Source organism: Methanobacterium sp. SMA-27, assembly GCF_000744455.1.
Lineage (GTDB): Archaea > Methanobacteriota > Methanobacteria > Methanobacteriales > Methanobacteriaceae > Methanobacterium_B.
The window spans coordinates 2312991-2339776 of sequence record NZ_JQLY01000001.1 but is presented as its reverse complement, the minus strand read 5'-3'; the positions used below and the strand labels follow the sequence as shown (position 1 = coordinate 2339776).

Annotated in this window: 31 protein-coding genes and 1 tRNA gene; 17 read left to right on the top strand and 15 right to left on the bottom strand. The window is 32.8% G+C overall.

All coding sequences use genetic code 11. The features are described 5' to 3' along the window. Nucleotides 1-18: 18 nt before the first annotated feature. Both dapF and lysA read right to left on the bottom strand, forming a co-directional pair. Nucleotides 19-897 carry a diaminopimelate epimerase gene (gene dapF, locus DL91_RS11885; protein ID WP_048192017.1) on the bottom strand — a complete coding sequence of 293 codons (879 nt, stop codon included), beginning with the start codon at nt 895-897 and terminating at the stop codon, nt 19-21. Further along, complete coding sequence (lysA, locus tag DL91_RS11880) at nt 894-2180, bottom strand: diaminopimelate decarboxylase (protein WP_048192014.1); 1287 nt, start codon at nt 2178-2180, stop codon at nt 894-896. The genes dapF and lysA overlap by 4 nt, the downstream gene beginning before the upstream one ends. A 123-nt stretch (nt 2181-2303) precedes the next feature. On the opposite strand from lysA, the gene DL91_RS11875 reads away from it, so the two are divergent. The 3 genes from DL91_RS11875 (at nt 2304) to DL91_RS13995 (ending at nt 4134) form a co-directional block, all read left to right on the top strand. Next, on the top strand, nt 2304-2498 hold the full coding sequence (locus DL91_RS11875) for a hypothetical protein (RefSeq protein ID WP_156096082.1): 195 nt from the start codon (nt 2304-2306) through the stop codon (nt 2496-2498). 532 nt (nt 2499-3030) lie between these two features. Continuing rightward, a complete protein-coding gene (locus DL91_RS14000; RefSeq protein ID WP_231551465.1) occupies nt 3031-3261 on the top strand; it encodes a hypothetical protein in 231 nt (76 codons plus the stop codon). A gap of 603 nt (nt 3262-3864) precedes the next feature. Next, nucleotides 3865-4134 carry a hypothetical protein gene (locus tag DL91_RS13995; RefSeq protein WP_231551464.1) on the top strand — a complete coding sequence of 90 codons (270 nt, stop codon included), beginning with the start codon at nt 3865-3867 and terminating at the stop codon, nt 4132-4134. On the opposite strand, the gene DL91_RS11865 is transcribed toward DL91_RS13995, so the two are convergent. Continuing rightward, nucleotides 4117-5289: an aspartate aminotransferase family protein gene (locus DL91_RS11865; RefSeq protein ID WP_048192011.1), complete on the bottom strand. Its 1173-nt coding sequence runs from the start codon at nt 5287-5289 to the stop codon at nt 4117-4119. The two genes, DL91_RS13995 and DL91_RS11865, sit on opposite strands and share 18 nt — an antisense overlap. A 211-nt stretch (nt 5290-5500) precedes the next feature. Here DL91_RS11865 and DL91_RS11860 point away from each other — a divergent pair, with 211 nt between their 5' ends. Beyond that, nucleotides 5501-5926: a peptidylprolyl isomerase gene (locus DL91_RS11860; protein WP_048192009.1), complete on the top strand. Its 426-nt coding sequence runs from the start codon at nt 5501-5503 to the stop codon at nt 5924-5926. Nucleotides 5927-6075: 149 nt separating this feature from the next. After that, the gene (locus tag DL91_RS12990) at nt 6076-6438 is read left to right on the top strand and encodes a protease inhibitor I42 family protein (protein ID WP_052374392.1); all 363 of its coding nucleotides are present in this window, start codon (nt 6076-6078) and stop codon (nt 6436-6438) included. Nucleotides 6439-6567: 129 nt separating this feature from the next. Here DL91_RS12990 and DL91_RS14275 read toward each other — a convergent pair whose 3' ends face one another. Next, entirely contained in the window at nt 6568-6870 is a 303-nt protein-coding gene (locus tag DL91_RS14275) for a GAF domain-containing protein (protein ID WP_231551463.1), read from the bottom strand. A 414-nt stretch (nt 6871-7284) separates the two neighbouring features. Between DL91_RS14275 and DL91_RS11845 the strand changes: the two genes are divergently transcribed. After that, complete coding sequence (locus tag DL91_RS11845; protein ID WP_048192007.1) at nt 7285-7554, top strand: hypothetical protein; 270 nt, start codon at nt 7285-7287, stop codon at nt 7552-7554. A gap of 15 nt (nt 7555-7569) precedes the next feature. Here DL91_RS11845 and DL91_RS11840 read toward each other — a convergent pair whose 3' ends face one another. From DL91_RS11840 to DL91_RS11810, 7 genes are all read right to left on the bottom strand, one after another. Beyond that, the gene (locus DL91_RS11840; RefSeq protein ID WP_048192004.1) at nt 7570-8205 is read right to left on the bottom strand and encodes a hypothetical protein; all 636 of its coding nucleotides are present in this window, start codon (nt 8203-8205) and stop codon (nt 7570-7572) included. 110 nt (nt 8206-8315) lie between these two features. After that, nucleotides 8316-9296, bottom strand: a complete 981-nt coding sequence (locus DL91_RS11835) for a DNA glycosylase (RefSeq protein WP_048192764.1) — start codon at nt 9294-9296, stop codon at nt 8316-8318. A gap of 101 nt (nt 9297-9397) precedes the next feature. Beyond that, nucleotides 9398-10321 carry an agmatinase gene (gene speB, locus DL91_RS11830; RefSeq protein WP_048192002.1) on the bottom strand — a complete coding sequence of 308 codons (924 nt, stop codon included), beginning with the start codon at nt 10319-10321 and terminating at the stop codon, nt 9398-9400. A gap of 521 nt (nt 10322-10842) precedes the next feature. Next, nucleotides 10843-11793, bottom strand: a complete 951-nt coding sequence (locus DL91_RS11825) for a hypothetical protein (RefSeq protein WP_048192000.1) — start codon at nt 11791-11793, stop codon at nt 10843-10845. Nucleotides 11794-12237: 444 nt separating this feature from the next. Next, the gene (locus DL91_RS11820; RefSeq protein ID WP_048191998.1) at nt 12238-12753 is read right to left on the bottom strand and encodes a hypothetical protein; all 516 of its coding nucleotides are present in this window, start codon (nt 12751-12753) and stop codon (nt 12238-12240) included. Between the two features lie 169 nt (nt 12754-12922). Next, nucleotides 12923-13540: a DNA-3-methyladenine glycosylase gene (locus tag DL91_RS11815; protein WP_048191995.1), complete on the bottom strand. Its 618-nt coding sequence runs from the start codon at nt 13538-13540 to the stop codon at nt 12923-12925. 15 nt (nt 13541-13555) lie between these two features. Then, a complete protein-coding gene (locus DL91_RS11810; RefSeq protein ID WP_048191993.1) occupies nt 13556-14125 on the bottom strand; it encodes a DNA-3-methyladenine glycosylase I in 570 nt (189 codons plus the stop codon). Between the two features lie 197 nt (nt 14126-14322). On the opposite strand from DL91_RS11810, the gene DL91_RS11805 reads away from it, so the two are divergent. Beyond that, nucleotides 14323-14931, top strand: coding sequence for an isochorismatase family protein (locus DL91_RS11805; RefSeq protein ID WP_231551506.1), 609 nt, complete (start codon nt 14323-14325; stop codon nt 14929-14931). Nucleotides 14932-14952: 21 nt separating this feature from the next. Here the strand turns inward: DL91_RS11805 and hisF are convergent, their stop codons facing one another. Then, nucleotides 14953-15777 (bottom strand): imidazole glycerol phosphate synthase subunit HisF, encoded by an 825-nt coding sequence (hisF, locus tag DL91_RS11800; RefSeq protein WP_048191989.1) that lies wholly within the window; start codon nt 15775-15777, stop codon nt 14953-14955. Between the two features lie 247 nt (nt 15778-16024). Between hisF and DL91_RS11795 the strand changes: the two genes are divergently transcribed. The 3 genes from DL91_RS11795 (at nt 16025) to DL91_RS11785 (ending at nt 17859) form a co-directional block, all read left to right on the top strand. Next, nucleotides 16025-16100, top strand: a tRNA-Arg gene (locus tag DL91_RS11795). 198 nt (nt 16101-16298) lie between these two features. Then, the gene (locus DL91_RS11790) at nt 16299-17087 is read left to right on the top strand and encodes a class III extradiol ring-cleavage dioxygenase (protein WP_048191987.1); all 789 of its coding nucleotides are present in this window, start codon (nt 16299-16301) and stop codon (nt 17085-17087) included. Between the two features lie 40 nt (nt 17088-17127). Beyond that, entirely contained in the window at nt 17128-17859 is a 732-nt protein-coding gene (locus DL91_RS11785) for a CDGSH iron-sulfur domain-containing protein (protein ID WP_048192762.1), read from the top strand. 80 nt (nt 17860-17939) lie between these two features. Here the strand turns inward: DL91_RS11785 and DL91_RS11780 are convergent, their stop codons facing one another. Next, a complete protein-coding gene (locus DL91_RS11780; protein ID WP_048191985.1) occupies nt 17940-19679 on the bottom strand; it encodes a helicase C-terminal domain-containing protein in 1740 nt (579 codons plus the stop codon). A gap of 219 nt (nt 19680-19898) precedes the next feature. On the opposite strand from DL91_RS11780, the gene cobI reads away from it, so the two are divergent. Together cobI and DL91_RS13200 are read left to right on the top strand one after the other, a co-directional pair. Beyond that, nucleotides 19899-20600 carry a precorrin-2 C(20)-methyltransferase gene (gene cobI, locus DL91_RS11775; protein ID WP_048191983.1) on the top strand — a complete coding sequence of 234 codons (702 nt, stop codon included), beginning with the start codon at nt 19899-19901 and terminating at the stop codon, nt 20598-20600. Between the two features lie 46 nt (nt 20601-20646). Further along, nucleotides 20647-20790, top strand: coding sequence for a hypothetical protein (locus DL91_RS13200; protein WP_231551462.1), 144 nt, complete (start codon nt 20647-20649; stop codon nt 20788-20790). Between the two features lie 37 nt (nt 20791-20827). On the opposite strand, the gene DL91_RS11770 is transcribed toward DL91_RS13200, so the two are convergent. Continuing rightward, entirely contained in the window at nt 20828-22174 is a 1347-nt protein-coding gene (locus tag DL91_RS11770; protein WP_048191981.1) for an NAD(P)/FAD-dependent oxidoreductase, read from the bottom strand. Between the two features lie 620 nt (nt 22175-22794). Here DL91_RS11770 and DL91_RS11765 point away from each other — a divergent pair. The 5 genes from DL91_RS11765 to tusB all read left to right on the top strand — a co-directional run bounded on the left by DL91_RS11765 (nt 22795) and on the right by tusB (nt 25326). Next, nucleotides 22795-23451, top strand: coding sequence for a DUF166 domain-containing protein (locus DL91_RS11765; protein ID WP_048191978.1), 657 nt, complete (start codon nt 22795-22797; stop codon nt 23449-23451). A gap of 111 nt (nt 23452-23562) precedes the next feature. Next, nucleotides 23563-23946 (top strand): DsrE/DsrF/TusD sulfur relay family protein, encoded by a 384-nt coding sequence (locus DL91_RS11760; protein ID WP_048191975.1) that lies wholly within the window; start codon nt 23563-23565, stop codon nt 23944-23946. Nucleotide 23947: 1 nt separating this feature from the next. Continuing rightward, entirely contained in the window at nt 23948-24310 is a 363-nt protein-coding gene (locus DL91_RS11755) for a DsrE family protein (protein ID WP_048191973.1), read from the top strand. Nucleotides 24311-24351: 41 nt separating this feature from the next. Then, nucleotides 24352-24966, top strand: coding sequence for a (Fe-S)-binding protein (locus DL91_RS11750; protein ID WP_048191972.1), 615 nt, complete (start codon nt 24352-24354; stop codon nt 24964-24966). A 24-nt stretch (nt 24967-24990) separates the two neighbouring features. Further along, a complete protein-coding gene (gene tusB / locus DL91_RS11745; protein WP_048191971.1) occupies nt 24991-25326 on the top strand; it encodes a sulfurtransferase complex subunit TusB in 336 nt (111 codons plus the stop codon). A 177-nt stretch (nt 25327-25503) separates the two neighbouring features. Here the strand turns inward: tusB and DL91_RS11740 are convergent, their stop codons facing one another. Beyond that, nucleotides 25504-26757, bottom strand: coding sequence for a site-2 protease family protein (locus tag DL91_RS11740; protein ID WP_369792059.1), 1254 nt, complete (start codon nt 26755-26757; stop codon nt 25504-25506). Nucleotides 26758-26786: the final 29 nt, after the last annotated feature.

Here is a 26786-nt window from a genome sequence, read left to right as displayed (position 1 = left end):
AACACCTGCTATCTAAACTCAAATCTCTATTTCCATCACACCATCAAATACAAGTACAGATTCCCCTTCCATAAATACCCTCACTTCGTTATCCACTTCGTAAACTATAATTAGGAGCTCTCCACCAGGAAGATGGACTTCAACTTCTTCATCAAGTATTCCAAGTTTAAAACCTGCCATAACACAAGAAGTAGCTCCTGTACCACATGCAAATGTGAAACCTGCTCCTCTCTCCCAAGTTATCATTTCTATTTCATTTCTATTTATGATGTTTACAAAGTGAACATTGGTTTTTTGGGGAAATGCCGGATGATTTTCGATTAAAGGCCCTATTTCATTCAATTTTATATCTTGTATATTATCTGTAAATATTACTGCATGTGGATTGCCAACATTTACGGCCGTGATCTTTACAGGTTTACCTTTTACAATGAGTTCTGAATCTAAAAATTCTTCTTTATCACTTATCATTGGAATATCGGTGGTTTTGAAATTAGGTACACCCATATCTACTGTTGATGCTCTTACTTCTTCACCTTCCACATCTAAGTCAACTTCTTTAATTCCGCCCAATGTTTCAACAAGCATTTGGTCATTATGAAAAATATCATTCTCATATACATATTTCACAAAGCATCTTATTCCGTTACCGCACATTTCAGCTTCACTGCCATCAGAATTGAATATTCTAAATCTTATATCTGCGATATCAGAGCTTGCGGGTGTAACAAATATTACACCATCAGCACCAACTGAGAATCCTCTTCTACAGATTTCCTCAACAATTTCAGGTTTTTTCTCTTCTGGAATTATTATCTTATTAGATTCATCAATGACTATGTAATCATTTCCAAGCCCGTGCATTTTTGAGAAAGTAACTAAAGTTTTTTCACTCATCTCAATAACCTCATTGGGACATTCTGTTTTGCAAGAACATCTGAAAATGTTTCTTTTTCTCGTATTATATCTGATTGGCCATTAGAAACTAATATTTCGGCTGGTCTTGGTCTGCTGTTATATTGGGATGCCATAGAAAATGAATATGCACCTGCATTAAGAATGGCTAAAATATCTCCTTCTCCAACATTAGGCATTGATCTATCTCGTGCAAAAAGGTCTCCGGATTCACAGACATCTCCTGCTATATCTATTTTTTGTACAGATTCTGCAAATGGTTTATCAGCAACAACTATATGATGATAAGATCCATACATTGTAGGTCTTAATAATGTGTTAAAACCTGCATCTACTCCTGCAAACTTACGATAACTTTGTTTAATTGTGTTTACTCTGGTTAAAAGAACAGCCGCATCACCAACTATATATCTACCAGGTTCTATGCACATTGTTGGTTTACCAAGCCCATATTCATCTAATTTGTCCTTATATAAGTCAGTAATTTTTTCACCAAAGTCATTAATGTCTAATAGTGATTCTTCAGGAGTGTATGGTATTCCAATACCCCCACCAAAATCAATGAAATCAAATTCAACATCAGCATATTCACTTACTTTCCCTGCAATATCCATTAATACGTTTACTGCAAGTTTAAATGGTTCTGGATCGAGTATTCCTGATCCTATATGTGTATGAATTCCTACAGGATTGAATCCAAGATTTTTGGCCATTTTATATACTTCAACAGCTTCTTCTTCCATTATACCGAACTTACTAAGAGGTCCACCAGTAATGCAATGATCGTGGTGTCCTGCTCCTACCATAGGGTTTACACGGAATGATATATCCATTCCTTGAGCCTCAGGGATATTTGAAAGCCTTTTAAGCTGTGAAATGGAGTCGAGATTAATCTTTACTCCAGATTCTACTGCAAATTTAAGTTCGTTATCTGTGACGTTGTTTCCGGTGTAAAGTATTTTGGAAGGATCGAATCCTGCTAGTAACGATGTATAAATCTCTCCAGGAGAGACAGCATCTATTCCACTTCCTTCTTTTTCTAATATTCTCATAACTGAAAGATTCGTGTTAGCTTTACATGCATAATACATCTTGAAATCATTATAATGACTTGAAAATGCATTATAAAGTCTTTTATAATTACTTTTTATCCTATCTTCTTCTATAACATATAATGGTGTTTGGTATTGATCTGCTAACTCATGCACATCTATTCCACCCATGGTTAGATTTCCTTTTTCATTTGTTTCTAAATTAAAATCCATGTAATTATCCTCCAAAACAAGAAAATAAAGTGAATGTTAAATTTCTACATCTTATCATATAAAAAATTTTACACCATACAATATAAGTAAATTTTTATCTTAATGTTGGAGAATACCCCATGTGTGAGGGTGGGGATGAATCCAACCAATAATATAAATAATAGTTTAACAATAATTAATATTATCGTATGCGATAACCAACATACTACACTTAATCTAATCAGTACCGTAGGAACTACTGAAATTAAAGCTTCTCTGAAAAAAACCACATTAGTGGATTTAATGAAGGAAGAAGCTCCTTCCGAAAGGGAGGGGTAGTTCACTCAATCTAGTTCAAATATTATTCAAGGAGTATTATAGATTATACAATGATATAAAAGTAAATATTTCTTAATTCTATATTAGAAAATGTTTAGATTAACTGATGACTTGCAAGAATTTGCTTAAATTTTAGAAATATAATAATTTTAGCATTTTTAAGGAAGTGTATGGGTTTGAGCAGTTCTATTAATAAAAGCTGGCGAATTCTATTTGCAGTACGTTCTTGGCACCATTATGGTACCTATAAATGCAAGTATAGTAAATGTTTCACTCCTACTATTACAGAATTTTTTAGGTTACAGTAACAACATCTGAATGGGTATTAACAAGTTATTTAATTACTTTACTAGCATTCGTACTCTTTTTGGTAAATTTGGAGACTATTGGGGCCATGAAAAACTATATTTAACTGGTCTAATTGGTTTTATATTTGCATCTAATTCTTGTAGTTTTGCACCATCTATTCTCTTATTAATACTTTTTAGGGTTATACAATGATTCACAGCTGCTATGATGGTTTCAGTATCACTTGGAATTGTTAAAAGTCATCCAATTACCTATGTTGGGACAAGTATTGGGAATATATGCTGTGGCAATTGCCGGGGGTCTTGCGTTGGATCCAGCAATAGGGGGAATTTTGGATGGTTTATGGGGTTGGAGATCTATATTTTTAATAAACATTCTTCCCGGAATTTTGAGCTTTATATTGCTACAGAATATTCGAAAGGGAAGAATCCAAGAAGGTAAAATGGGATATTAGTGATACTTTCACTCAGTTTTTAGCACTATTTTCACTAGTTTTTCTTTTGAATTACATAACGCCGAATCCCATAGATATGAAAGCAATTGTTCTGGCGATATTTTCCATATCGATGGTAATTATATTTATATTGTGGGAAAACCAAACAGATAATCCTATTTTAGATTTATCACTCTTTAAAAACCATCAGTTTCTCTACTTATAACCTTAGCCTTCATTTGAATTATGTTTGCATGTATATGCTCATATTTGTTATGCCATTTTACCTACAGAAGGTTTTAAAATTATCACCAAATACTACTGGACTAGTACTTACAGCTGCACCTCTATTAATAATGTTTCTTGCCATTTAGTGGCGTAATTTCGGATAAATTTGGTTCTAGACATTTATCTTTCATTGCGGTTTGATATGTGCTTTTGCTTTTTATTCTATGTTACAACTCACTGTTTTTCTACTGAAATTGATGTATTCATTAGTTTAGCAATCTTTGGTTTTGAAACCGCAATTTTCTAGTCACCGACCAATAGGGCGATAATGGCCAAAATACCAGATGTCAGGCCGGAGTTGCATCCTGTATATTAGTTACCATGAGAAACCTTGGAATGGTTTTTGCTGCATGTTATGCAGGTATATTAATAAGTAAAACCACTAGTTCAACTACACTTCAACTCACCAACCTTCTACCATTAGAAGCATATAATCTAACAACAGGACAGCACTTGGTTGTTACATTGGGGATATTTATAAGCTTAATGGCTTTTCTATCAGTGAGGGGTATATTGACTGGTAAGATGATTAAGAATAAATTTTTGATAGAATACAATTTGACTAATTTAAAAAAAAAATTTATTTATTTAGGAAAATTTACCTAGAGCATCCTCTAATGCACTTGAAACTAAGTCTATTTGGTTTTTAGTGATCACGAGGGGTGGTACGAATCTCAGTACATTTCCTGCTGCACAATTTATAATTATGCCTCTTTCACGCATATCATCCACAAGTTTTGCACATTCAACGTCGAGTTCCATTCCTATCATCAATCCCATGCCACGTACATCCTTCACAATCTCATTATTTTCTTTAATTATATTGAGTTTATTCAGGAAGTATGATCCGTTTTCTTTGGATTTTTCAAGGAGTTTTTCTTCTAATATAAAGTTTATGGATGCTTTTGCCGCTGCACATGCAAGAGGGCTTCCACCAAAGGTTGCGGCATGATCTCCCGGTTCAAATGTATCACCTACTTCATTAGCTAGCACTGCACCCATTGGAAATCCTCCGGCAATGGCCTTAGCTACTGTTGTAATATCGGGTGTTACTCCAAAACTTTGTGAAGCAAACATTTCTCCTGTACGTCCAAAACCTGTTTGTACTTCATCGAATATTAATAAAACATCCTTTTCATGACAGACTTCTTTCAAATTCTTTAAATAATCATTTGGAGGTATTATAACTCCACCTTCTCCCTGAATAGGCTCAACAAGGACTGCAGCAGTTTCACTACCGATTGTATCTGATACTGCTTCAACATCACAATAAGGAACATACTTAAAACCAGGTGTTAAAGGTTCAAATCCTTTTTGATATTTTTTTTGACCTGTTGCTGTTATAGTTGTAATTGTCCTCCCATGGAATGAGTTTTCCATGGTTATTATCTCTCCCTTTCCAGTATGCTTTCGAGCAAGTTTAATTGCCCCCTCGTTTGCTTCAGCTCCACTATTACAGAAGAATGATTTCTGGTGGGATGAAATTTCAGCAAGTAATTTTGCAAGTGTAACCTGTTGCTCCGTATAATAAAGATTTGAGGTATGAATTAAATTTTTGGCCTGTTCGCAGATTGCTTCTGCTACCTTTGGATTTGAATGACCAACATTGTTTACAGCAATTCCTGCAACGCAGTCAACATAAGATTTTCCCTCAGCATCCCATACAATAGACCCCTTTCCCTTAACAAGTGCCAATGGTTGACGACCGTATGTTTGCATAACGTATTTTGAATCTAAATCCATAATTTCTTTTGTATTCATAAAATCACCCTATTTTAATATTTATTTATAATTTTAATATTCCATGCTCATTTTGGATAATAAAGACTATTTTTAGTAAAACATGCCCCGAATATCAATGTTATTATTTGGATTTCATGGTTTATTAAACGTTTTTATCAAATGAAAGACTTGATTAAGAATGAGATATAGAAATTTCTAACACTCTTTAAAATTATAAAATGGTGAAAATATGAAAAAGGCAATAATTGAAACAGATAAAGGAAATATAGAACTTACTTTATTCGATAAAGAAGCTCCTAACACCGTTGCAAACTTTGAAAAACTTGCAAAGGATGGCTTTTATAATGGATTAACATTCCACAGAGTTTTACCTAACTTTGTAATACAGGGAGGATGTCCAAAGGGTAATGGAACTGGAGGGCCAGGTTATACTATAAAATGTGAGATAAATGAACACAAACATGGAACTGGGGCACTTTCAATGGCTCATGCAGGTAAAGACACTGGTGGAAGTCAATTCTTTATAACACATAGCCCTCAACCCCATCTAGATGGTGTTCATACGGTGTTCGGTAAAGTTGTTAAAGGCATGGATGTTGTCAATAAGATTCAGCCTAATGACGTGATGAACAAGGTTACAGTTATAGAAGAATAGGATTATTCCTTAAAAATTATAATATAATTTTTTTTTATATTCTTGAATCTCATCAATAAGAAGATATTTTTATTACATTATCAAAAAAGTTGATAATACCGATATATATAAATATCAAAACTTTTACATGTACTATTCGAGGTGGTAATTTGAAAAAAATTGCAGCAATATTTGCAGTATTTATATGTTTCGCAATGATCTCCGGGTCTTTTGCAAGCACATATTCAGATAAAAATACCAGTGTAGACATGACAGGTTTAACATGTCATGGCCATTATTTAACTGTTAGTTTACCATGCAATCCATCAACTGGATATCATTGGGTAGCAGAATACAACCATTCTAAAGTAAAATTGGTTAGTAAGAAATATATTCTGGATCATCCAATTATATGTGGTTCAAGTGGAGTTGATATTTTTAAATTTGAAGGTAAAAAAGGTGCTTCAGTACACATGAAGTATGTCTCTCCAAATGGAAAAGTTATTGAAGGACACACATACATTATAAAATAATTTAGATATATAGCTAACAGCCATATCATTCATATTTTTTTGATTCAGTATAACAATTTTTTAAGTGCAATTGCATATATAGCGGCCACTGCATCAGTTAAATCAATATCTGTCGCTGTGTAGTCATTTTCAGGATTTCCAAGTACGAATTTGGCCTAGTATTTCACCATCGTACATAACAGGAACAGATAAAAATTGTGATACCGGAACATGGCCTTCTGGAAGACCATGGGCTGCAGGATGAACTTCTGGATTATGAATATAAAAGGATTCACCAGTATCCAGAGAATAACCTAAAAGTCCTCCATATGTACCATCTTTCCTTATCTGAAAACGTGCCTCACCCCGATCTGTATACATTTGACAACTTTCGGTCATGAGAAATGATATTTCCAACACTATCATTATTGGAAGGATCAACATAAGCAACATAGCAGTTTGCACTGTTAGTCAGACGTTTAGTTTCTTCCATAACTATGTCGGAAATTTCCTTAAGGGATGAGTTACGTAAAATATTATCAATCCTTGTTTTTAGAGAAATAATATCGTTGTTTTATATTCTTATTCCTGAACCCATTCCATAATCCGGTAGTTCTTGCTTATCTTTCTCATCTCCCATCATTAACCACAACATTACATAAGTCTATTTATTCTATTTCTTAATTAATATTCTTATTAAGATTCAATTGAATATAGCAGAGCTATAATTATCTTTGTAATAATGTATAGATTAAAATTAAGAATTTTCTATGAATGAATTAGTTTATTACATTATATCTCTAATTAAGAAATATTCTGATGAATTATTACAATTTTTAATGATACATTACTACTTGAGGTTAAATAATGGAAGAAAAAAACGATATAGATAGATTAGTAGGTTCATATAAGCAGACAAATGCTCTTTTAATGATAGTTGGAGTACTCTTAAGTACTTATACAATAAATAGCACCGGTTTCGATAATGCACTTTCAAGTGTAGTTGCCATCCTCATAGTTATTTTTGGAGCATATCAATACTATAAAATAGACAATGGCAAAATAGGACTAATATTAATTGCAATAGCAGTTATATATGCAATTGGATACGTTTTAACGTATTTAAAATTTGTATAAAATATTTATTAATTTTTAAATGTCCTTTAGGTGGAGTTCAGTAAAAATAGGATCTTTATTGTTAATTACCTTAGTGATTAAACCATAAACATATTCTATGGGTATTTCAAGATCATTATCGGTAGTTATATATTTTACTCCTGCTTTTTGATGTACTTTTACAATTTTAAAGACTTTAAGTGGCATTTTATTAATATAAGTGGTTTTTGAAAACCAAATTAATGATAAAGGACATGCGCGAGGTAATAATACCATATCTCCTTTTTTAACAGTCTTAGGGTTTTCATTGACAAGAAGGAAGTCCCCCGAATTTATTCCATGAGCCAAGTTTTCTTCAATCTTTAAAATAATAAGCTTCTGGAATTTAGAAGATAGATGATTAGAGTTCATCTTTTTTTCAAGAATTTTGGAAGCAATTACTTCTAGACAATTATTAGGCATTCCCATATCTCTCATATGGTCATAAATTCCCATTTCAAAGGCAACTGATAACCTAATCCAACTATCCACTTCTCTACAAAAAGCCTCTGAACTGTTGGTGCGCATTGGACATTTCCAACAATATTTATCTTTAAGTCCTTCTATAAGATTCTTATAATGCTTTCTTGAAAGTTCCCGGAATTCTTCAAGGTTATTGGATATTCCTGCCATTAAATCACCAAAGTCATGAATATATAATTATTGTCCCAACTTAATAATTCATTTTTTTCATGTACTAATTTATGAGATATCTTTGATAATTGGTATTAACTAAATCGCTTTCATTTCTTTAAAGTCTCTAAAAGACCGGATTTTCGGGCATAATGAAACATATAGAGTTGAACATAACCTGCATAATCTCCAAATTTTTGCATTCCAAATAAACGCGCTTTAGGCGGCTTAATTTCTTTTCCATTAAAATAAAATTCTGAAACAATACGGCCTATCCATACATCAACTGGGAAAGCCATTTTAAATCCAAAACCATATAATAAAATACAATCAGCTACTTTAGGACCTACTCCTGGGAGTTCAAGCAAGGTATCAAATGCTTTTTTATAACTTTTTTTATCTAACTTTTTAATATTAATATTATTTTGGATCATTTCTGAAGTTTTTATTATGAATTTGGCCCTATATCCTACTCCACAACTTTTAAGATTCTTTTCAAAGACATAGTCTTTAGGAAGGGTGTCTTCTAACCGTTGCATTTCCTCTAATTCATGTTCTGGTACTTTTTGAAGATAAGCAGGGGATGGAAACGTGTAAAACGTATCAGATCCAAAATTATATTTATTTCCCCATTTCTTTTTAATATCGTTAATAGCTTTGTTCCATCGGATTATAGAACAATTAGCTGATGATATTGAAGATATTATACATTCAAAAGGATTATGGGCTTTGAATAATCTTAAACCTCTGCAGAAATCGATAGTAGGTGCTAATTTAGGATCTTTATTTAAATAATTGTTTAACTCATCCAGATCATCATATAAACCGAATATATTCATTATACAAGATCTAACAGACTCTTCATCAACTTTTTCTTCCGATTCAGCAATAATTTCCAAAGGAGCATACAAATCATTAATTTTTTGCTTAGCTTTAATAAGACAATGTATTCCATCTATTTCTACGAGCTCACTGAAACAGCCATTTCTTTGTAACCAAGCTGGTTGGGAAGTCTGACCACTCTTAATGGTTAAACCAAGGTTTAATTGACCTTTATATTCATCGGAATCAATTACAAATTGGGTTTTCATATGTGTTATGTCTTGTTTTTTGTTAATAAATTTCTGCAATTTTTTTTGAATTCATTTAATATTTAAAAAAAATCACAAACTTTAATAAAATTGTTGAAATCTTAAAATATCGAGCCTAAAAAGTCAAATACAAGCCTTGATGCAAGTAGAGAAGTCATTTCTGATACATCAAAAAGAGGATTTACTTCTACAATATCTAAACCTTTAATTTCACCCTTTAAATATAAATTGATAAGTAATTCTTTCATTTGAAAGTAATTCAAACCTCCAGGTTCTGGTGTTCCTGTTCCTGGAGCAATTGAAGGATCAAGAACATCTATATCAAATGTTACATGAAGGTTATCTGATTTTGGTATTTGGTCTAAAACCCAAGATGTTCCATTTTTAAAAACTTCTGAAGCAGTAATAATTTTTGAACCATAATTTAATGATTCTTCATAATTAGATTCAAAATCTGTAAAGCCACGAATTCCAATTTGGGTTATATTGTTCACATTTTCTAGCTCTGAGGCTCGTTTAAGTGGATTTGAATGAGAAAATTTCATATTCTCCGAACCATCAACAAAATCAAGATGTGTATCGAAATGAACAATATCAAGTGGAACATCGAATGTTTCTACCAATGGCGCAGTTATAGTATGGTCTCCACCGAATACAACAGGAAAAACATGCTTATCTACAATATTCTTGAGGGTATTTTTGATCATATTCATGTTTGTATGGGTATGTGTAGGTAGAATTGGCACATCTCCATAGTCAACAGCCTTTACACCACTCATTATATGTTTTTGAAGTTCAGTATCATATGCTCCATATTTGGGATCTAGATAAATTCCATAATTTTGTGATGCATTACGGATAGCACGAGGACCAAAACGTGTACCTGGTCGGTTAGTTGTCCCATGATCAAAGGGAACACCTACAATTGCCATATCAATTCCATTCAGATCTTTGCTGTGGGGATAATTGTAAAATGTAGGGATACCTAAATAAGGAAATTTATTTTCAATATTATAATGATTCAACTAATTCCTCCAATACTTCTAAATAAAAAGTTAACTTTATATAATTAAACTTTAACGTTAAAAGTATCAGTTTTAAAACTTATAAAGTTGTCATGTTCAAGATAAAAATTTTATAAAAATTATTTTGGTTATTAAGAAGGGATCATATAAAATTGAATTTTAATATATCTTTAATAGAAAAATGAAAATGCTAAATATTTAAAATCTTTTTAGGATAGCATGTTTAAGCTTTTGAGAGAAATGTTCTATAGAAAAATAGCTGTTGCGCATTTAAGTTCGTTACGAGATCACAGTATCAAACTAAACCTGATATTAAATATTCTATTGAACATTATACTATTATCGATTCCATCTTGTTCATTTCATTCTGTTTTTCCTTTTAAACCCCAATTTATTAATATCTGAATGGTTTTTTCCTCGTTAGATATGTATATTGGCATTTGGAAGTGCTATAAACTTTTCTTATCAAACTCGGTATGCCCATTGTGGCATGTAGTCTCTCGGAAAATATAAAAATATCATTAATTAATTTCCACTTCATTTCCTCCGAATTTAAGCTTTTTTTTGTTAATCCAAACAAATCCATTATCCGGTGTAATAACCCCAACATCGATTGGTCCTCCAACTCCAGGCATGTCTCCAGGATCTGCATTGATTCCATCAGAGAATCTTTGCATTGCTGATGTGGTTTGTATCATAAGTGTGCAGAAATCAATTCCATCCTGTAAAGTCATGGTACCCCATTGAATAGCATATTCGAGATTCTTTAATTCTTCGAATATATTTGGCTCTCCTTGGATTAACATGGCTTCCTTAGCAAATTGGATATTAGCTATACGTCCATCGAACCCTAAAACAATTCTTGAAACCACATCTCCCTGTCCTATCCAAGAACTTCCATATTCATTATTTTTATCTTCACTATCACGTCTTTTCTGAATTTCACCAGGCACATAACAGCCATAAACTTGGTGTGAACCCTTCTTGTTGTAACCTGCAACCAAAAACTCAATCATATCCACTCCAGCCAAACCCTCTTCTAATCCTCCTTGAGGGTTTTTGAAACTGAAAGATATGTTATATGGATTTTTTTCTATGTTTAACAATTCACAACCTTTCATTTGTAGATCATTTTTAATATTTTCAACAGCCAGATCTAACTGTTCTTTCCACTGATATTTTTTATCGAAGATCCGATGGAGTTCGATTGCAACATCTTCAACATCCATATCTTCGACATTGGGCTCTCTTTTGAATTCCTCAATAAATTTACTCAGATTTTTGAGTACTCCATCTTCTTCCAGAAATGCAAGACCAGTTATTCCTACTCCTATCCTACTGTTGATCTGAAAAAGTTTCAAAGCATTATCGCTTCCTATACGGGCCATACCTTTAAGATTTCTATAGGTTTGTCTGCTGTCTGCAGCTAGAACTATTCCCTCGGGTGTAGTGGTGTTTATTACCAGTGACATGTTTCCATCTCCTTAAACTTTGAAATCTATTAATGTTTTCCATTGTTAATTATCCATTTCATTGTAAATAAAAAATGTTATATGGAAACAAATTGTTCATTAATTTGAATAAGAAAATCATAAAATAGCTAGTCAGTAATCAAACATGAAACATAATAATCCTAATTCTAAAATATAATAAAAAAAGAAATTAAGAAATGTCAAATTCTATAAATCAAGAATTAATAAAATAATTTTTAAACTGTTATGTTTAATAAATTTTGAAATAATTTTGAAAGAAGTAAAATAACATTAGTCACAAAGTTAACATTAAAAACTTTCTATTATTTGATCAAGTACGATATCTAAACCCTGAACAATAGAAGAAATTTATAGGTTGATAAAATTTAATAAAAATAATTCAGAAAAGCTATCTATAAAAATAGTCATTTATTTTTGCTATCACTATATAGAGCTACTTATCAGATTTCCAGAGTTTATGTAAGAGTCGAGTTTTTCGCTAATGTGTTTATATATGTCCTTGGTTACTCCCACATTCCTAATAAAATCATTTGAATATTTTATGTCGCCTCTTCGAGGGTTATCCTGTCTCATAACATACATACAAATGGCTGTTATAATCATGATTGGGTCTGTTTTTCTACCCTTTCCTCCACGATAAAGTTTTCTGAAATCAATTTTGGATATAATTTCTCGAGCCCTATCTTTTTGGCCTCCACCTACTGGTAATAACACTTCGTCTCCTTCTTCCCTTTTAGTCATTACCATGGTTGGGCTATGCCCAGTCATCATGAAGTTACTTGCAACTATACTGAGCTGTGCCAGTTTTTCATGTAAACGAAAGTCTTCTTCGACTGTTTTTTGTTCGTAAGGCTTGAATTTTTCATATTTTTTTAGTTTATTCTCAACTCTATTGATTTTTGCTTGGTCATCAAGAAAAACATGTTTACGTTTTAACAATTTCAATCCCCTTTAACTCTATTTTAATAATTTTTTTAGATTTGCAAGATTAATAAGGTTAGTGGAAAAATTTTTATTTGATAATTTTAAGTAGAGTATATCATGAATTGTATAAATTTTCTTTAGATCCAGATCTATTCCTCATTTGATCATAAATTATTTGATAATGTCATATTTTAGGGTATTTACTTACAAATTCATTTTTTTTTAAAAAAAATCGCCATTGTTTATCCTTATATTCTTCTGCATAATCAATATTTACCCTTGGAGCACTCAAGATTTCATCATCATTGAAAGTCTTTCCTGATGTAATAAAGAGTTCATCTCCACATAAATCTATTCCGTTAAGTGAAGTATCAATATCCATTGCCTGACATAATTTTGAAGGTCCATTAGTCAAATTCTTAAATTTACTTCTCAAACCTGTTGATATATCAATATTCCTACGTTTTGCCATTAAATCCAAACCTTGAATAGGTTCCAAACCTCGTATAAGTACAGCTTGTGGAATTCCTGTTTTTTGAGTTACAACATTAAAACAGTAATTATGCCCATGTAGTTGGAAAATATATGCATATCCTCCAGTATTGTAAAGAGGATCCATACGGGGGGCATGCCTACCTCCATAAGAATGGGCTCCCTTATCATTTGGACCCATATAAGCTTCTATTTCTACAATTTTGCCCTTTGTTATTCCTTCAAGAGTTCTATGGACTAAAAAACAGCCTAATAGTCCTTTAGCTACAACTATTGTATCCTGTATGTAAAATGATCTTTTAAGTTTCATTAAGATCATCCCAATTTAACTTTGGTTCAACTCAGAATGCCTGAAACAATCCACAACATGATCGTTTACCATTCCTACAGCTTGCATAAATGCATAACAGATTGTGGGGCCAACAAATTTGAAACCCTTTTTTTTCATATCTAAACCCATTTGTTCCGATTCTAATGTTGATGAAGGTATATCTCTCATTGTTTTCCAATGATTTTGAATTGTTTTCCCTCCAACAAAGTTCCACATATATTTATCGAAACTTCCAAACTCTTTTTGAATGTCAAGAATTAATCTTGCATTAATCACTGCAGAACGGATCTTGAGACGATTACGAACTATGCATGTATTATTTTCCAGTTCATTAATTTTTTTGCTGCTATATTCCGCCACCTTTTCTGGATTGAAATTATCAAAAGCCAATCTATAATCTTCCCTTTTTTTAAGTATAGTACTCCAACTTAAACCTGCCTGTGCACATTCTAATACCAAGAATTCGAAGAGAAGATTGTCATTATGAATGGGAACTCCCCATTCATTGTCATGATATTCCATCATCAATGGATCATCATTTACCCAAGGGCATCGTATTTTCATGAATTTATATTTCTAATCAAAAGGATATTTAGTTTTCTTAATTATTAATTCATAAAAGAAAACACCCTATTAACCACTTATTTTGGATTTGGCTATAGTAACAAAAATTTATTACTTCTCCAATCTAAATATTATAATGGGCCAATATCATGTAAAAATTTTGAATCTTTCTTAGATCTTATGGGGGAATTATATTGGTGAATTTAAACGAAGGAAAATTGGAGTTATTAACTGATTTGAATAGTGTTTTAGTTTTGGTGGATTATCAGCCAACCATGATTAAAAGTGTTAGTTCAGGGGATAAGACAATAATTAAGAATGCGGCTATATTTGCTGCTAAAGCTGCAAGCATTCTTGATGTTCCTGTTGTTTTATCATCGATTAATCCTCATAGTAATGGGGATGTGTTTCCAGAGATTACTGAAATTTTTCCCGATCAAGAAGTGTTTGCAAGAGAAATTCCAAGTTTTGATGCATTTGAAGATGATAAAACTTTTAATGCGGTTAAAGAAACAAACAGAAATAAAATAGTGGTATCAGGATTATGGACGAGTATGTGCTTTACATACACTGCACTCCATGCAATTAAAGAAGGATATGATGTTTATGGATTAATCGATGCTGGGGGCGATTCTACTGAGGATGCACATAATTATGGTGTAAAAAGAATGATACAGGCAGGAGTCATACCAATTACTCTGGAATCGTTAGTTTCAGAGTGGATGCACGACTGGAACCATCCAAAAGCAGGGGAATTAGTTGAAAATGTTTATTCGAATTATGGGGCAATGATAGGACTTAAATAACTACTTTTTAATAAAAAATTTTCAATCCCTAACCAGTATTCCTTTTTTCTTCAAATATTCTTTAACTACTTGTACGGGGTATTCATTAAAATGGAAAATACTTGCAGCTAGTGCTGCATCTGCTTTTCCAATTTCAAATGATTCATATATATGTTCCGGGTTTCCAACCCCTCCAGATGCAATTACAGGGATGTCCAGGTTTTCGCTCATCGTTCTTGTAAGCTCAAGATCATAACCTTCTTTTGTACCATCCCTGTCCATACTAGTTAAAAGTATCTCACCAGCACCCCTTTCTTGACATTCAAGAGCCCATGCAATAGCATCTATCCCTGTAAATTCACGACCTCCATAGATGCTACAGTCAAACCAGCAATAACCCTTTTCAGTTTCAATTGTTATTTTATCAGGCACATCACATGGATCAGATATGTAACGTCGTTTGGCATCTATACCAATTACACATGCCTGACTACCAACAACCTTTGAAGCTTCATTTATGAGTTCAGGGTTGTGAATGGCTGCGGTGTTAGTTGAACATTTGTCTGCACCGGCCCTGAGCATGTTAACATAGTCTTGAGGTTTTCTAATGCCTCCACCAACACAAATAGGCACAAATACATTTTCTGTTGTCGCTTTAATAACCTCTGCCATAGTTTCTCTGCGTTCGTGTGATGCGGTAATATCCAAAAATACTATCTCATCAGCACCATCTTCATAATAACGAGTTGCAAGTTCAACAGGATCGCCTGCATATCTAATCTGTTTGAATTCCACGCCTTTAACAACTCTTCCATTTGGAACGTTAAGATCGCAGTCAAGACATGGTATAATTCTTTTGGCCAACATTTTTACCTCATTTATCTTCTGATTCTTAATAAGTTAATAATTATCTTTAAGAGTTGAATATTTCTCATTAATTATTTTTGGATTTAAAGATTTTGATTGTTAATCTTTATCTTCCTGTAACATAACTATTTTTAAAGTATGAAGTTCAAAAGTTCAAAAGTTGAGTTGTTTCTACAATGTTATAACTATGAATAGACATAATTAAATTGAACATCAAAGAATTTTCATTAAATCAATAATTCATTTTGGGCCTGTAGTCTAGCCAGGAACATGACGTGGGACTTCGGATCCCAAGGTCGGGGGTTCAAATCCCCCCAGGTCCGCTATTATATCTTATTTTTTTATACTAATTTTATATATTATATCCATATTCATCAAAAAATATAAATTCTGGGTATACAATTATAATAACAATTGTTAATGAACTGGATTATTATTGATAATTTGCAGAAATTTTTACTGAAACTCTCTATTAAAATAGAGGATTTGAAGATTTGAATTTTGTAATTAGGTGGTAAGTATTGAGTAAAAAATCTTTACCAACAGTTTTCATTTCTCATGGAGCACCCTCATTGTTGCTTGAAGATGTCCCTGCTAGGGAATTTTTAAACGAACTTGGAAAAAAATACAGTTCTGTAAGAGCAGTAATCTGTATATCTGCACATTGGATGACTCAAGCACCCACTATTAATATGGTGGAGAAATTAGATACCATCCATGACTTTTATGGATTTCCTCCAGAACTTTACAGGATTGAATATCCTGCTAATGGTGATTTAGAACTGGCTCAATTAACATCAGAATTGATACAAAATTCTGGAATACCTTGTGAACTTGATAATAAAAGGGGACTTGATCACGGTGCATGGATTCCTTTGAAACTTATGTTTCCCAAAGCTAATATTCCAGTTTTTCAACTTTCTATACAAAATAATATGGATCCTGAAAAACACTATGCCCTGGGTCATGCCATAGGCTCATTACGCCAGGAAGGAGTTTTAATATTGGACAGTGGTGGTGCTGTTCACCCATTAGGATATGCTCCTCTAAGACCTGGTGCAAAAACAGACCAATGGGCTCTAGATTTTGATTCATGGCTCACAAAAGAATTGAAAAATGGTAATTATGATGTAGTTAAAAATTATTCTAAGTTTGCACCAACTCCTGAAAAAGCCCATCCCTATCCTGACCATTTTATGCCACTTATCACATCAATGGGCGCAGCGGAAGATGGTTCAATAGGAGATATTATTCATCATAGCTGGTATTGGGGAGATTTAGGTATGGGTGCCTATGAATTTATTCTTTAATCAATTATATAAAGATATTTTTAATTTAAAAGGTTATAAAATGGCTGCTGAAAAAAATAAACAAAAAATTAGAATATTAAAAGATGGACCTTACATTGTTTCGGGAGGAGTTCCATTAATTAAACAAGGAATTGGTACAGATGATGAGGGTAATTCATATCAATGGACATTAGAAATTACATATCCTTTAAAAAATACATATTCGCTTTGTCGTTGTGGAAAATCAAAAAATAAACCTTTTTGTGATGGGACGCATTTAAAGACAGGGTTTGATGGAACAGAAACCGCAAGTAAGAAACCATACATGGCTGAAGCAGTGGGAACAGAGGGGCCAGTTCTAACCTTAACAGATGTATGGCCTTTGTGTGATCATTCACGTTTTTGTCAAAGGGCAGGCGGTATACGAGAATTAATTGCAAATTCAGATGATCCTGAAGCAAAGAAGATAGCCATTGAACAGGGTCAAAATTGTCCATCAGGAAGATTGGTTGTTTGGGATAAAGAAACTGGAAAAGCACTTGAACCAGAATTTGAACCTTCCATAGCAATTATTCATGATCCTCAAAAGAAGTGTGAAGGTCCTATATGGGTACGGGGAGGTATTCCTATAGAATCTTTTGATGGAACAATTTACGAAGTACGTAATAGAGTAACACTATGTCAATGTGGTAAATCGGAAAATAAACCCTTTTGTGATGGTAGTCATTGGTTAACTAAGGATGAGATGGAAAATTGGAGATCAAAATGGAATAAAAAAGATGATCAGGTTTAAACAAATTAAATCTCTTTAGAAATTCTGTTAATTCATCGAAAATTTATTTTCTTAAATTATGTTTCTATAATTAAATGGTACTAATCACGTACAATAGCTTCTTTGAAGAATTCAGGAACAAGTGATTTGTATAATCTGTTATTGAAGAGCATTTTAATATTCCCATCAAGGATGTAGGTTTCACAATAATCATCTTCAGCACGCATTCCCCTCCCGTATGCCTGTAACAACGTCATAACAGTTTTATAGGCATACCATTTGGGATCTTGGGCCTTTCTATTTTTTATCTGTTGATCACCTAAATATGGGAATGGAATTTTATATATTACTTGGAATTGACATTTTTCATAAGGCAAATCAACACCTTCACTCATTGAAGGACTAACCAGAACCAAAGGGTCTTTACTTTTTTCAAAAAGTCTTAATTTATATTCTCTGTCTGTACTTTTATGATCAATAAGTCTCTTGTCTTTAATTTGTTTCATAATGTACTGTTGACACTTGTAATTATGTGTGTGTATGAGTCCCTTTTCGTACTTATGATGTTCAATAATCTTTTCAAGAATTGGGATGGTTTTTGGTGCTGTACGTTTAATAGCACGTTGAGACATAGGACCAACCGTTTTTAGATGAACTGGACGTTCTGAAGCAGGGAAATTACTTTTAATACTCAAGAAATATACTTCTTCAGGCCTAATTCCAAGCCATTTGCAAAATAATTCCTGATCTAGTATGGTTGCACTCATAAATAGACACACATCAGCATGTCTAAATAATCTATCATTGGCGTATACATCTATTTTAAGTGGCTTGAAAGTTATTCCCCCATCTGACCCATCAACAACCCAGTTCTTGGGATTTTCTTCCAAATTGGTCATGAGTTCGCTCAACCTTAATTTGGTTCTGTTGATTCTGTCTGCCTTATTTTTTGGCATTTTTGTGAGGCTGATATCCTTGTAATCCTGATAAAGTGATTGTATGAAAATTATCCATTCTTTGGGGTCCTGAAATTTCAACATACTTCTCGGTATGCTCTTTTTAACATCCTTTTCAAGCATTTTATTGGATAAACTCAATTCCATTCTACGCATGAGTTTATCTTCAATGTTATGAGCTTCATCAAGAATCATTAAACTCCTTTTACCGAAATGTTGTACATATGCAAGTTCTAAAAGCGCATAATCATAGTTCATAAGCGTGATATCACTTTCAACTGCTCTTGATTTCTGATTCCAGTAGTTACATCTTTCATTTGATCTGAAATATATTGGAGTTCCATGTGCCTCATTGAATGCAAAATTTCCCTCTTCAAATGGGGATTTTGTGATTCCAAAGTCACACACAAAATTTTGGGTGCTTGGAACAGTTTGGCATGTACCAGAATCGCATCTATCATCGAAGTTGGAATCCCTACAAGTAAAATTCCCTCGGCCCTTAACCATAGGGTAACCAAATTCAATGGCATATTGTGATTGTAATTGTTTAGTCATTGTTAAAATATAAGCCGGCTGATAGATATTAGCTAAAGTAGTTGCAATTGCAGATTTTCCAGTCCCAGTACCCGCTTCAAGTATGATGTAACGATAACCATTATCAATTGCATCTTTAATCCTGGTGATTATTTCAAACTGACCATTTCTTGGTTCTGAAAACGGGAAATTTTCAACTATCTCTTCATCCACATTTGGATATGACTTTTTAATCTCTGATATATTGGGTTTGGATATTTTAGTATAAATTCGTCTTTTGGTACTGCTTTTACCACAGATACATCGTGCCTTTATCATTCCACACTTTTCACAGAAGAAACCGCTTTCCATAGAGACTTATATTTATTAGCGGTGGTATAAAAATGAAACCTTATATAAAATTAGAAAAAATTTCTAAAAAGAAACCTTTAAAAAAGGTCTTATCTAAAGTTCAAATAGATTTAAATGGATAGAGTTTATTAGATTAAATTTAATCCAAAAAATAATAAAATTTTAAAAGTATTAAGTTATAAGATTGTAATAATAAATTTTATAGGGTGTTATCTAAATATGAAAAAAGGAAAATTATTTGGAGTGGGAGTAGGGCCAGGAGATACCGATCTTTTAACTATTAAAGCAACTAAAATCCTTAAAAATGTCGAAGTTATATGTTCCCCAAGATCTGCTGAGTTAAAGCCTAGTCTTGCACTTTCAATAGTACAACCTATTTTAGATGAGAGGAATGAAAAATATGATATTTTAGATCCACTTTTCCCGATGATAGAAGATAAATCTGCCCTGAATTCATATTGGGATCTGGCTGCAGAGATCATTATAACTAATCTATCTGATGGTAAAGATGTCGCATTCATTACACTTGGGGATCCAACAATTTACAGTACTTTTTCCTATGTTGCTAAGAGAATAGCTGAATCGGGTTATGAGATTGAAATAATACCAGGCATAACTTCATTTACAGGATGTGCTGCTGCCGCAGGAATTTCTTTGGCTGAAAAGGATGAAATAGTAGTTATAGTTCCCAAGGTTGATGACAGGTTGAAGAGGATAATGGAATATGGGGATACATTTGTAATTATGAAAACTTCAAGGCATTCTGAAATTCTTGAAGAAATTGTTAATCAAGATAATAGAGATAAATCTATCATTTCGGTTCAAAATTGCAGTATGCAAGATGAAAATGTTTTTGAAGGATTTTCAAAGGATAAAAAATATTTATCCACTACCATTGTTAAATTTAGGGATAAAAAATAGCCTATATGTAATCGAAAGAAATATCTATGCTTAATATTATTTTAGGTTGGCAAATAATGAAAAGAAAGCTTCTGCAAAAAAAGCTAAGCTGGAAGAAATAGATCCTGCCCATGATTTCTTTGATGAGAGTTCCAGGGACGAAGCAAGGCATGCTAGAATGTTGAAAGGTATTTTAGAAAGGTATTTTTAATACCCTTCTATTTACTATCTAAACTAATGATAAATAATTAAAGATCTTTTTTTATTTTATTTAAAGCATCTTCTGCTGCTAGTACTATGGGATCTACTACCATTGAAACTGGAGGTGCATATGAAAATTCCATCTCTGTTAACTCTTCACATTTCACTTCTTTAGCTATTGCCAATGCCATTGTGTCGACCCTTTCTGCCACTGTTTCCTTTGCAATGATCTGACATCCTAAAATTTTACCTTCTTTACTGCAAATAATTTTAGTGTCTATTGGTTTACAGCCGGGATAGTATCTGGCCTTTGTTAAGGCTTTACTCCTTCCAACAATAATATCTAAACCGTTTAAATTGGCAGAAATCTCTGTTAATCCAACGGCCCCTATTTCAAGCTCACCTATCTTTGATACTACTGAGTTTAAAACAGGTCTGAAAATTGCTTCTCTTCCGGTTATATTTTTCGCAGCAACTTTCCCCTGACGCACTGCAGTTGTTCCAAAGGGGGATTGAGTTTTCTGTCTGGTTATTCCATCATAAACTTCTACACAATCACCTACAGAGTATATGTTCGGTATTGATGTTTGCATTTTTTCGTTTACTTTGACACCCATTTTACCAACAGCACATCCTGCTGATTTAGCAAGTTCTACAGATGGTCTTATGCCTGTTGATAATATTACTATATCTACATCAATGATATTATTACCAATAACAACTTTTTCTGCAAGTTCATTGCCCAAAATTTTATCTAAGGTCTGATTTAAAATTATATTAATGCCCTGACTTTCAAGGTATTTCTGTACTTTAATGGCCATATCAGGGTCAAGAGATCTTGGGAGTATCTGGGGCAGCATTTCAGTAACACTTACATCAATTCCAAGTTCTTTAAGGCCGTATCCCACTTCTAAACCTATGGCTCCTGCACCTACAACAACTGCATTCTTACTTTTTTCAGCCCATTCTTTAATTTTTACTCCGTCTTCAATAGTTTTGACCTTGAAAACTCCCTGTAGATCAGTTCCTTTCACTGGAGGAATGAATGGTGATCCACCAGTTGCAATGACTAAATAGTCATAGTTTAAAATAACTTCATTGTCTCTGGAATTTTTTGGTTTGTATTTCACAATATTTCCTGAAGAAACGACTTCAATAGCCTCGGATTCTGTTATGATATTAATGCCATGTTCATTATAATATTCTGGGGTATGCATTACTATCTCATCGAATGATGCTATTTCCCCACCAATAACATAAGGGATAGCGCATGGAGAATAAGCTACTCTACTTTCTAGGGTTATTACTGTTACTTCTGCCTTCTCTGAATATTTCCTAATGTTTGATGCTGCAGTGAGCCCACCTGCACCACTGCCTATTATTACTACTTTCATGTTTTTTACACCTTAGGGATTGATTCCCCAAAAATTTAATAATATAATTGATTTTTTTGAAGTTTCTATATTAAAATGTTGACTGATATGGAAGGAATTTATCTATTTTTTCTGCCGATATGATAAATATTTCCAGATTAGAAATTTTTAATTGGACATTTAAATACTGAACATAACTTTAGATGAAAGACTTGTAGGAAAAATAATCAATATACAAGTAAGTGCAGTCAAAAATAGCTATAAATGCATATTATTAATCTGTGAATAGGCTAACGGGATTCTATAAATGTATTTAGTAATGAAAGAAAAAGATGAAATTGGTTAAGTGTAAAGAACACTGAGCAGATAACCCGATAAGTTTGGGATATTATAAAATCAAAAAACAGCATTTCAACATATAATTATACTAAAGCTATAGTTAAAGAAGGATATATGTATTAATCAAAAATATCTTATTTATAAAATCAATTTTTTGTGAATTCTTTTGTATTTCTAAGATATTAAAGAATATAATTTTTCCTCATAGGAATTATTCTTATTTATCTTAAAATTATATAATAAAGTGAATAATAATTAAACTGAAATTTTAGATATTTAATACGTGTTTGTGGAGATTAATCATGTTAAAGATTGCTGTTGTTACAGATGGTCCTTATGGTGATAGAGCGTTTGATACTATCTCTAAGGAATTTGAGAGCGATTTTATCGAATTAGAACAACCAGAATCAATGTTCATGGAAGATGTTGAAATAGCTGAAGAAGCTCTTGAAAGTCTTAAAAGTACAGATATAATTATCAGTTATATTTTGCACCCTGATCTTTTATTGGAACTAGTTGAACAACTTCATGATCATGTTGAATGGATCATCGTAGGTGCATGGAAAGGTGAAGGCTTTAAAAATCAGATTGAAGAATATGACAATGTTATTTGTCCGGAGAATATATGTGACCTTGAAGAAAGTGGAGACGAAGTTTTTAATGAATTTGTGTCCAAGTTTGGAAAACCCATTGTAGAAATAGAAACCGTAGGTAATAAAGTATCAAAAGTTCACGTTTTAAGATCATCTCCGTGCGGTTCAACATTTTTCGTAGCTGACGAGATGGTTGGGGAGGATGTTAATAACCTTCCCATAAAAGCAGGTCTTAAAGTCCAACATTACCCTTGCAGGGCTTCTAAGATGAGGTTGTTTGTTGATGAGTGTAAAAAGGAATTAGCAGCAAATTTTCATAGGGACGCATTTGAAGATGCAATTGAAAGGGATAAATTAAAAAATTGATTATTAATTTATATTGAGATGTTCAGTTTATTCTTTGATATTCTCAATTTAATATCTTTCATTATTATTCGTGCACTATTATTTATTGTATGAAAACTAAAAAATTATACAATGGTTGAAATTATACAAGAAGAAAAAAAGACCTTGACAATCATACTTACAGAGGGGCCATACCGATCTCAGTATGTTGAAATGGCCCACAATATTGCTGAAAGTGCTCTTAACATAGGATACAATGTAAATCTATTTTTATACATGGATGCTACACACATTCCTAAGAAAAACCAAAATCCACATTCATTTCCAAATGTGGGTGAGAGATTGAGACATCTTATAAAAAAAGGAGCAGATGTTAGGGCGTGTGTAAGGTGTGCAACAGCAAGGGGACACGCCTGTGATAATGCATCTTATCTAAAAGGTGTTTCCATAACAAGTGTCTACGACATTCCTGGATGGGTTAGGAAGAGTGACAAAGTAATAACACTGAGTGGGTGACATGGATACTGTTTTAATAATAGTTGATAAAGCACCATACGGTTATGAAGATACTTTTAGCGCTTTTTATGTAGCAATAGCCTGTCTTAACAAGGGAATGGATGCTGATGTATTACTTACAGGGGATGGTGTTTATGCAGCTATTAAGGATCAAGAACCCTGTGGAAGCGTAAATTATCCTAATGTTGGAGAATTGTCCTACTTAGTTTTTCCAGAGGGTAATATATACGTACATCTAGAATCTATGCTTGATCGGGGTATTGTTGAAGATGATTTGGTTGAAGCTTCCCAAATAATAAATGATAATGAATTATATGATATTGTAAAGTCTAGAACTAAAAATACTGCCTTTATCCGGATTTAATGTGTATTTAACATTATTTGTCTTAAAAATGAGGGTTATCAATGGAGATAGACGAACTCGAATATGAAATATTTGTTGATGGTGCACTTGTAAAAAGGGTCACAATACAACAAATAAAGCCATGTATAGTTGCAGAAAATATGATCAGAGTTTTAATGCAGCTTGATTCAGAAATAAGGGATGTAATTCCGTTATTAATAACTAGATATCCTCCAGGTAAGGTTAATTTTATTGAAAATAAGGGAATCATTACTCTGAATATTCAAAACAGACTAGTAACATTATACCCCTCCGGTAAGATCAGCATGAATAATACTATTGACAAAGAAGACGCAATTGAAGCAGTTACAGAAATTATGAAAGTAATTAATGAGGTATTTATCGAATTAAATAATGATAATGGTTTAGATTACTCTGAAATTAAGGAAAAACTCTCAAAGATAGGACCACTTGCACTTTATAATTGCTTACCAAAAACTAACTGTGAAAAATGTGGTGAGGTTACGTGCATGGCATTTGCAATTAAACTGCTTTCAGGAGACATAAAACTGGATAAATGCAAACCACTTAGGGATAGGGAGCATATTAAAGATGTTTCATGTCTAAAAGAACTTCTTGGGATTCAAATAATGCAATCTATGGGTTGGAATGAATAATATAAAAATTTCATAAGTGGTTATATGCACGTTGGATTTATACTCACAAAAACTCCCTCTGAAGAAGGTTTTAATACATTTCTTAAATTTCTAAAGATATATCTTGGAAATACGGAAGTATCTATTTATCTAATTGGAAATGGTGTTTATTGTTTTAGATCGGGCCATTATGTGTCTGAAATAATAACTGGGATGTTAAATGATCCCAATAATGCTATAAATGTGTATGTTTGTAGGGATGATCTTAAAGCAAGGGGTTTAACTGTTGAAGTTCTTGTAAACAATGTTGAACAATTTATTACCTATGATGAGTTGGTTCGGGATATTATGGAAAATATTGATCAGGTTTTGAGTTTCTAAATTCAATTAATATCAATTTGTTTTTTTGAAAAATAAATATAAATAATATTACAATATTTAAAAAATGAATTGGATGGTTTAATTCCATTCTAAGAATGTTTTCGAAATGATGATGCGTAAATATTATGTTATATGTCCTAATTTTTAGTTTTTGATCATAAAAATAAAAAAAAGAATTTAAATGAGGAGTGATATTCCTCTTCCTAGGCCATAGATAATGATAACAGCTATTATCAAAATCAATACGTAAGATAAGGGAGTCATTATTTTATTCACTTTACTTTCTGATAATTTATAGCCTAAAAGCTCCTCTAATAATAATCCTCCGTCTAATGGTTTCATTGGAAGTAGATTGAATGTTCCAACTGCAAAGTTAAGAAGGAATATCCACCAGAATAAGTTAGCTAAAGAGTATATAAACCATGGTATTTGATAGCCCACTGCTTTTCCAACATCGCTATTCACAACTAGATGTTCTCCGCTTCTTATTCCTATGTAACCTCTTGTTGAGTTATTGGGATGTACTCCAGCTTTTACAGTATAATTTCCAGTAGTTGTTTGAATGTTTACATTTTCGCCTATTTTGGTGTTGTTAAGAACTGTTACTGAGCTGTTAAAATTGGTAATGTTTACCCCATTTATACTTTCAATAATCATCCCTGTAGTTAATACTCCTGCTGCAGGGCTATTTGGAACCACGCTTGCTATTTGAACCCCATCTTCATGGAATGTTGGAAATATTGGACCGGTTACATTAAAACCAACTGGTTGAGTTGTTATATTTGTACCAGGGATAGTAAATCCTGGAAGGCCTACGAATACGGTACCGATGATCATCACACTAATAAACAAGACAATCAGTAGGGATATGAATGCAAGTATCAGGTTGAAGATAGATCCAGCAGCATAAATTCTTAGTTTTGAAATTCTTTTTGATTTTTTAACATCTTCTTCATCAGGCTCTACAAATGCTCCAGGGAGCACAGCTAACAATAGAACGCCTATTGATTTTATTTTAACTCCCTCAACCCTAGCAATAATACCATGACCAAATTCATGGATAACCAATACGGTCATAAGAGCAATGATACCGTAGCCGAGAGGTATAAATAGTGGAGAACCAGGAATATCAACTCCTGGAAGAATTAATCCAACTTGTGGATTTGAAAATGTAGTTGGAAGTGTTTCAATTAGGAGGTACAATATAAATGCCATGAAGAAAAAGGCCACAGGCAATCCAATGTTCATGCCCCATCTCCAAAATCGAGGGTTTATCTTTGCAATGGAATCTATGAAATCCCTTAATCTTTGGGTTCTTCTCATTAGAACAGGCCCTTCAATATCTATTTTCAATTTATCTCTAAATAGGATAGCTAAAACCCATATAACAATAAATCCAATAGCGTAATACCATAAAACGTTCAATTCCAAAAAATCACCTTTAAATATATGCCGTCATG

Excerpts from the sequence above, each read along its gene's own strand:
- dapF (WP_048192017.1), bottom strand. The coding sequence starts at position 897 with ATGAGTGAAAAAACTTTAGTTACTTTCTCAAAAATGCACGGGCTTGGA.
- DL91_RS11750 (WP_048191972.1), top strand. The coding sequence starts at position 24,352 with ATGGAGATAGACGAACTCGAATATGAAATATTTGTTGATGGTGCACTT.
- DL91_RS11825 (WP_048192000.1), bottom strand. The coding sequence starts at position 11,793 with ATGTCACTGGTAATAAACACCACTACACCCGAGGGAATAGTTCTAGCT.
- DL91_RS11780 (WP_048191985.1), bottom strand. The coding sequence starts at position 19,679 with ATGGAAAGCGGTTTCTTCTGTGAAAAGTGTGGAATGATAAAGGCACGA.
- DL91_RS11810 (WP_048191993.1), bottom strand. The coding sequence starts at position 14,125 with ATGAAAATACGATGCCCTTGGGTAAATGATGATCCATTGATGATGGAA.
- DL91_RS11845 (WP_048192007.1), top strand. The coding sequence starts at position 7,285 with ATGGAAGAAAAAAACGATATAGATAGATTAGTAGGTTCATATAAGCAG.
- DL91_RS11765 (WP_048191978.1), top strand. The coding sequence starts at position 22,795 with ATGTTAAAGATTGCTGTTGTTACAGATGGTCCTTATGGTGATAGAGCG.
- hisF (WP_048191989.1), bottom strand. The coding sequence starts at position 15,777 with ATGTTGGCCAAAAGAATTATACCATGTCTTGACTGCGATCTTAACGTT.
- tusB (WP_048191971.1), top strand. The coding sequence starts at position 24,991 with ATGCACGTTGGATTTATACTCACAAAAACTCCCTCTGAAGAAGGTTTT.
- DL91_RS11755 (WP_048191973.1), top strand. The coding sequence starts at position 23,948 with ATGGATACTGTTTTAATAATAGTTGATAAAGCACCATACGGTTATGAA.
- cobI (WP_048191983.1), top strand. The coding sequence starts at position 19,899 with ATGAAAAAAGGAAAATTATTTGGAGTGGGAGTAGGGCCAGGAGATACC.
- DL91_RS11860 (WP_048192009.1), top strand. The coding sequence starts at position 5,501 with ATGAAAAAGGCAATAATTGAAACAGATAAAGGAAATATAGAACTTACT.
- DL91_RS11835 (WP_048192764.1), bottom strand. The coding sequence starts at position 9,296 with ATGAAAACCCAATTTGTAATTGATTCCGATGAATATAAAGGTCAATTA.
- DL91_RS11815 (WP_048191995.1), bottom strand. The coding sequence starts at position 13,540 with ATGAAACTTAAAAGATCATTTTACATACAGGATACAATAGTTGTAGCT.
- DL91_RS11760 (WP_048191975.1), top strand. The coding sequence starts at position 23,563 with ATGGTTGAAATTATACAAGAAGAAAAAAAGACCTTGACAATCATACTT.
- DL91_RS11865 (WP_048192011.1), bottom strand. The coding sequence starts at position 5,289 with ATGAATACAAAAGAAATTATGGATTTAGATTCAAAATACGTTATGCAA.
- DL91_RS11840 (WP_048192004.1), bottom strand. The coding sequence starts at position 8,205 with ATGGCAGGAATATCCAATAACCTTGAAGAATTCCGGGAACTTTCAAGA.
- lysA (WP_048192014.1), bottom strand. The coding sequence starts at position 2,180 with ATGGATTTTAATTTAGAAACAAATGAAAAAGGAAATCTAACCATGGGT.
- DL91_RS11770 (WP_048191981.1), bottom strand. The coding sequence starts at position 22,174 with ATGAAAGTAGTAATAATAGGCAGTGGTGCAGGTGGGCTCACTGCAGCA.
- DL91_RS13995 (WP_231551464.1), top strand. The coding sequence starts at position 3,865 with ATGGTTTTTGCTGCATGTTATGCAGGTATATTAATAAGTAAAACCACT.
- DL91_RS14275 (WP_231551463.1), bottom strand. The coding sequence starts at position 6,870 with ATGTTGCTTATGTTGATCCTTCCAATAATGATAGTGTTGGAAATATCA.
- DL91_RS11785 (WP_048192762.1), top strand. The coding sequence starts at position 17,128 with ATGGCTGCTGAAAAAAATAAACAAAAAATTAGAATATTAAAAGATGGA.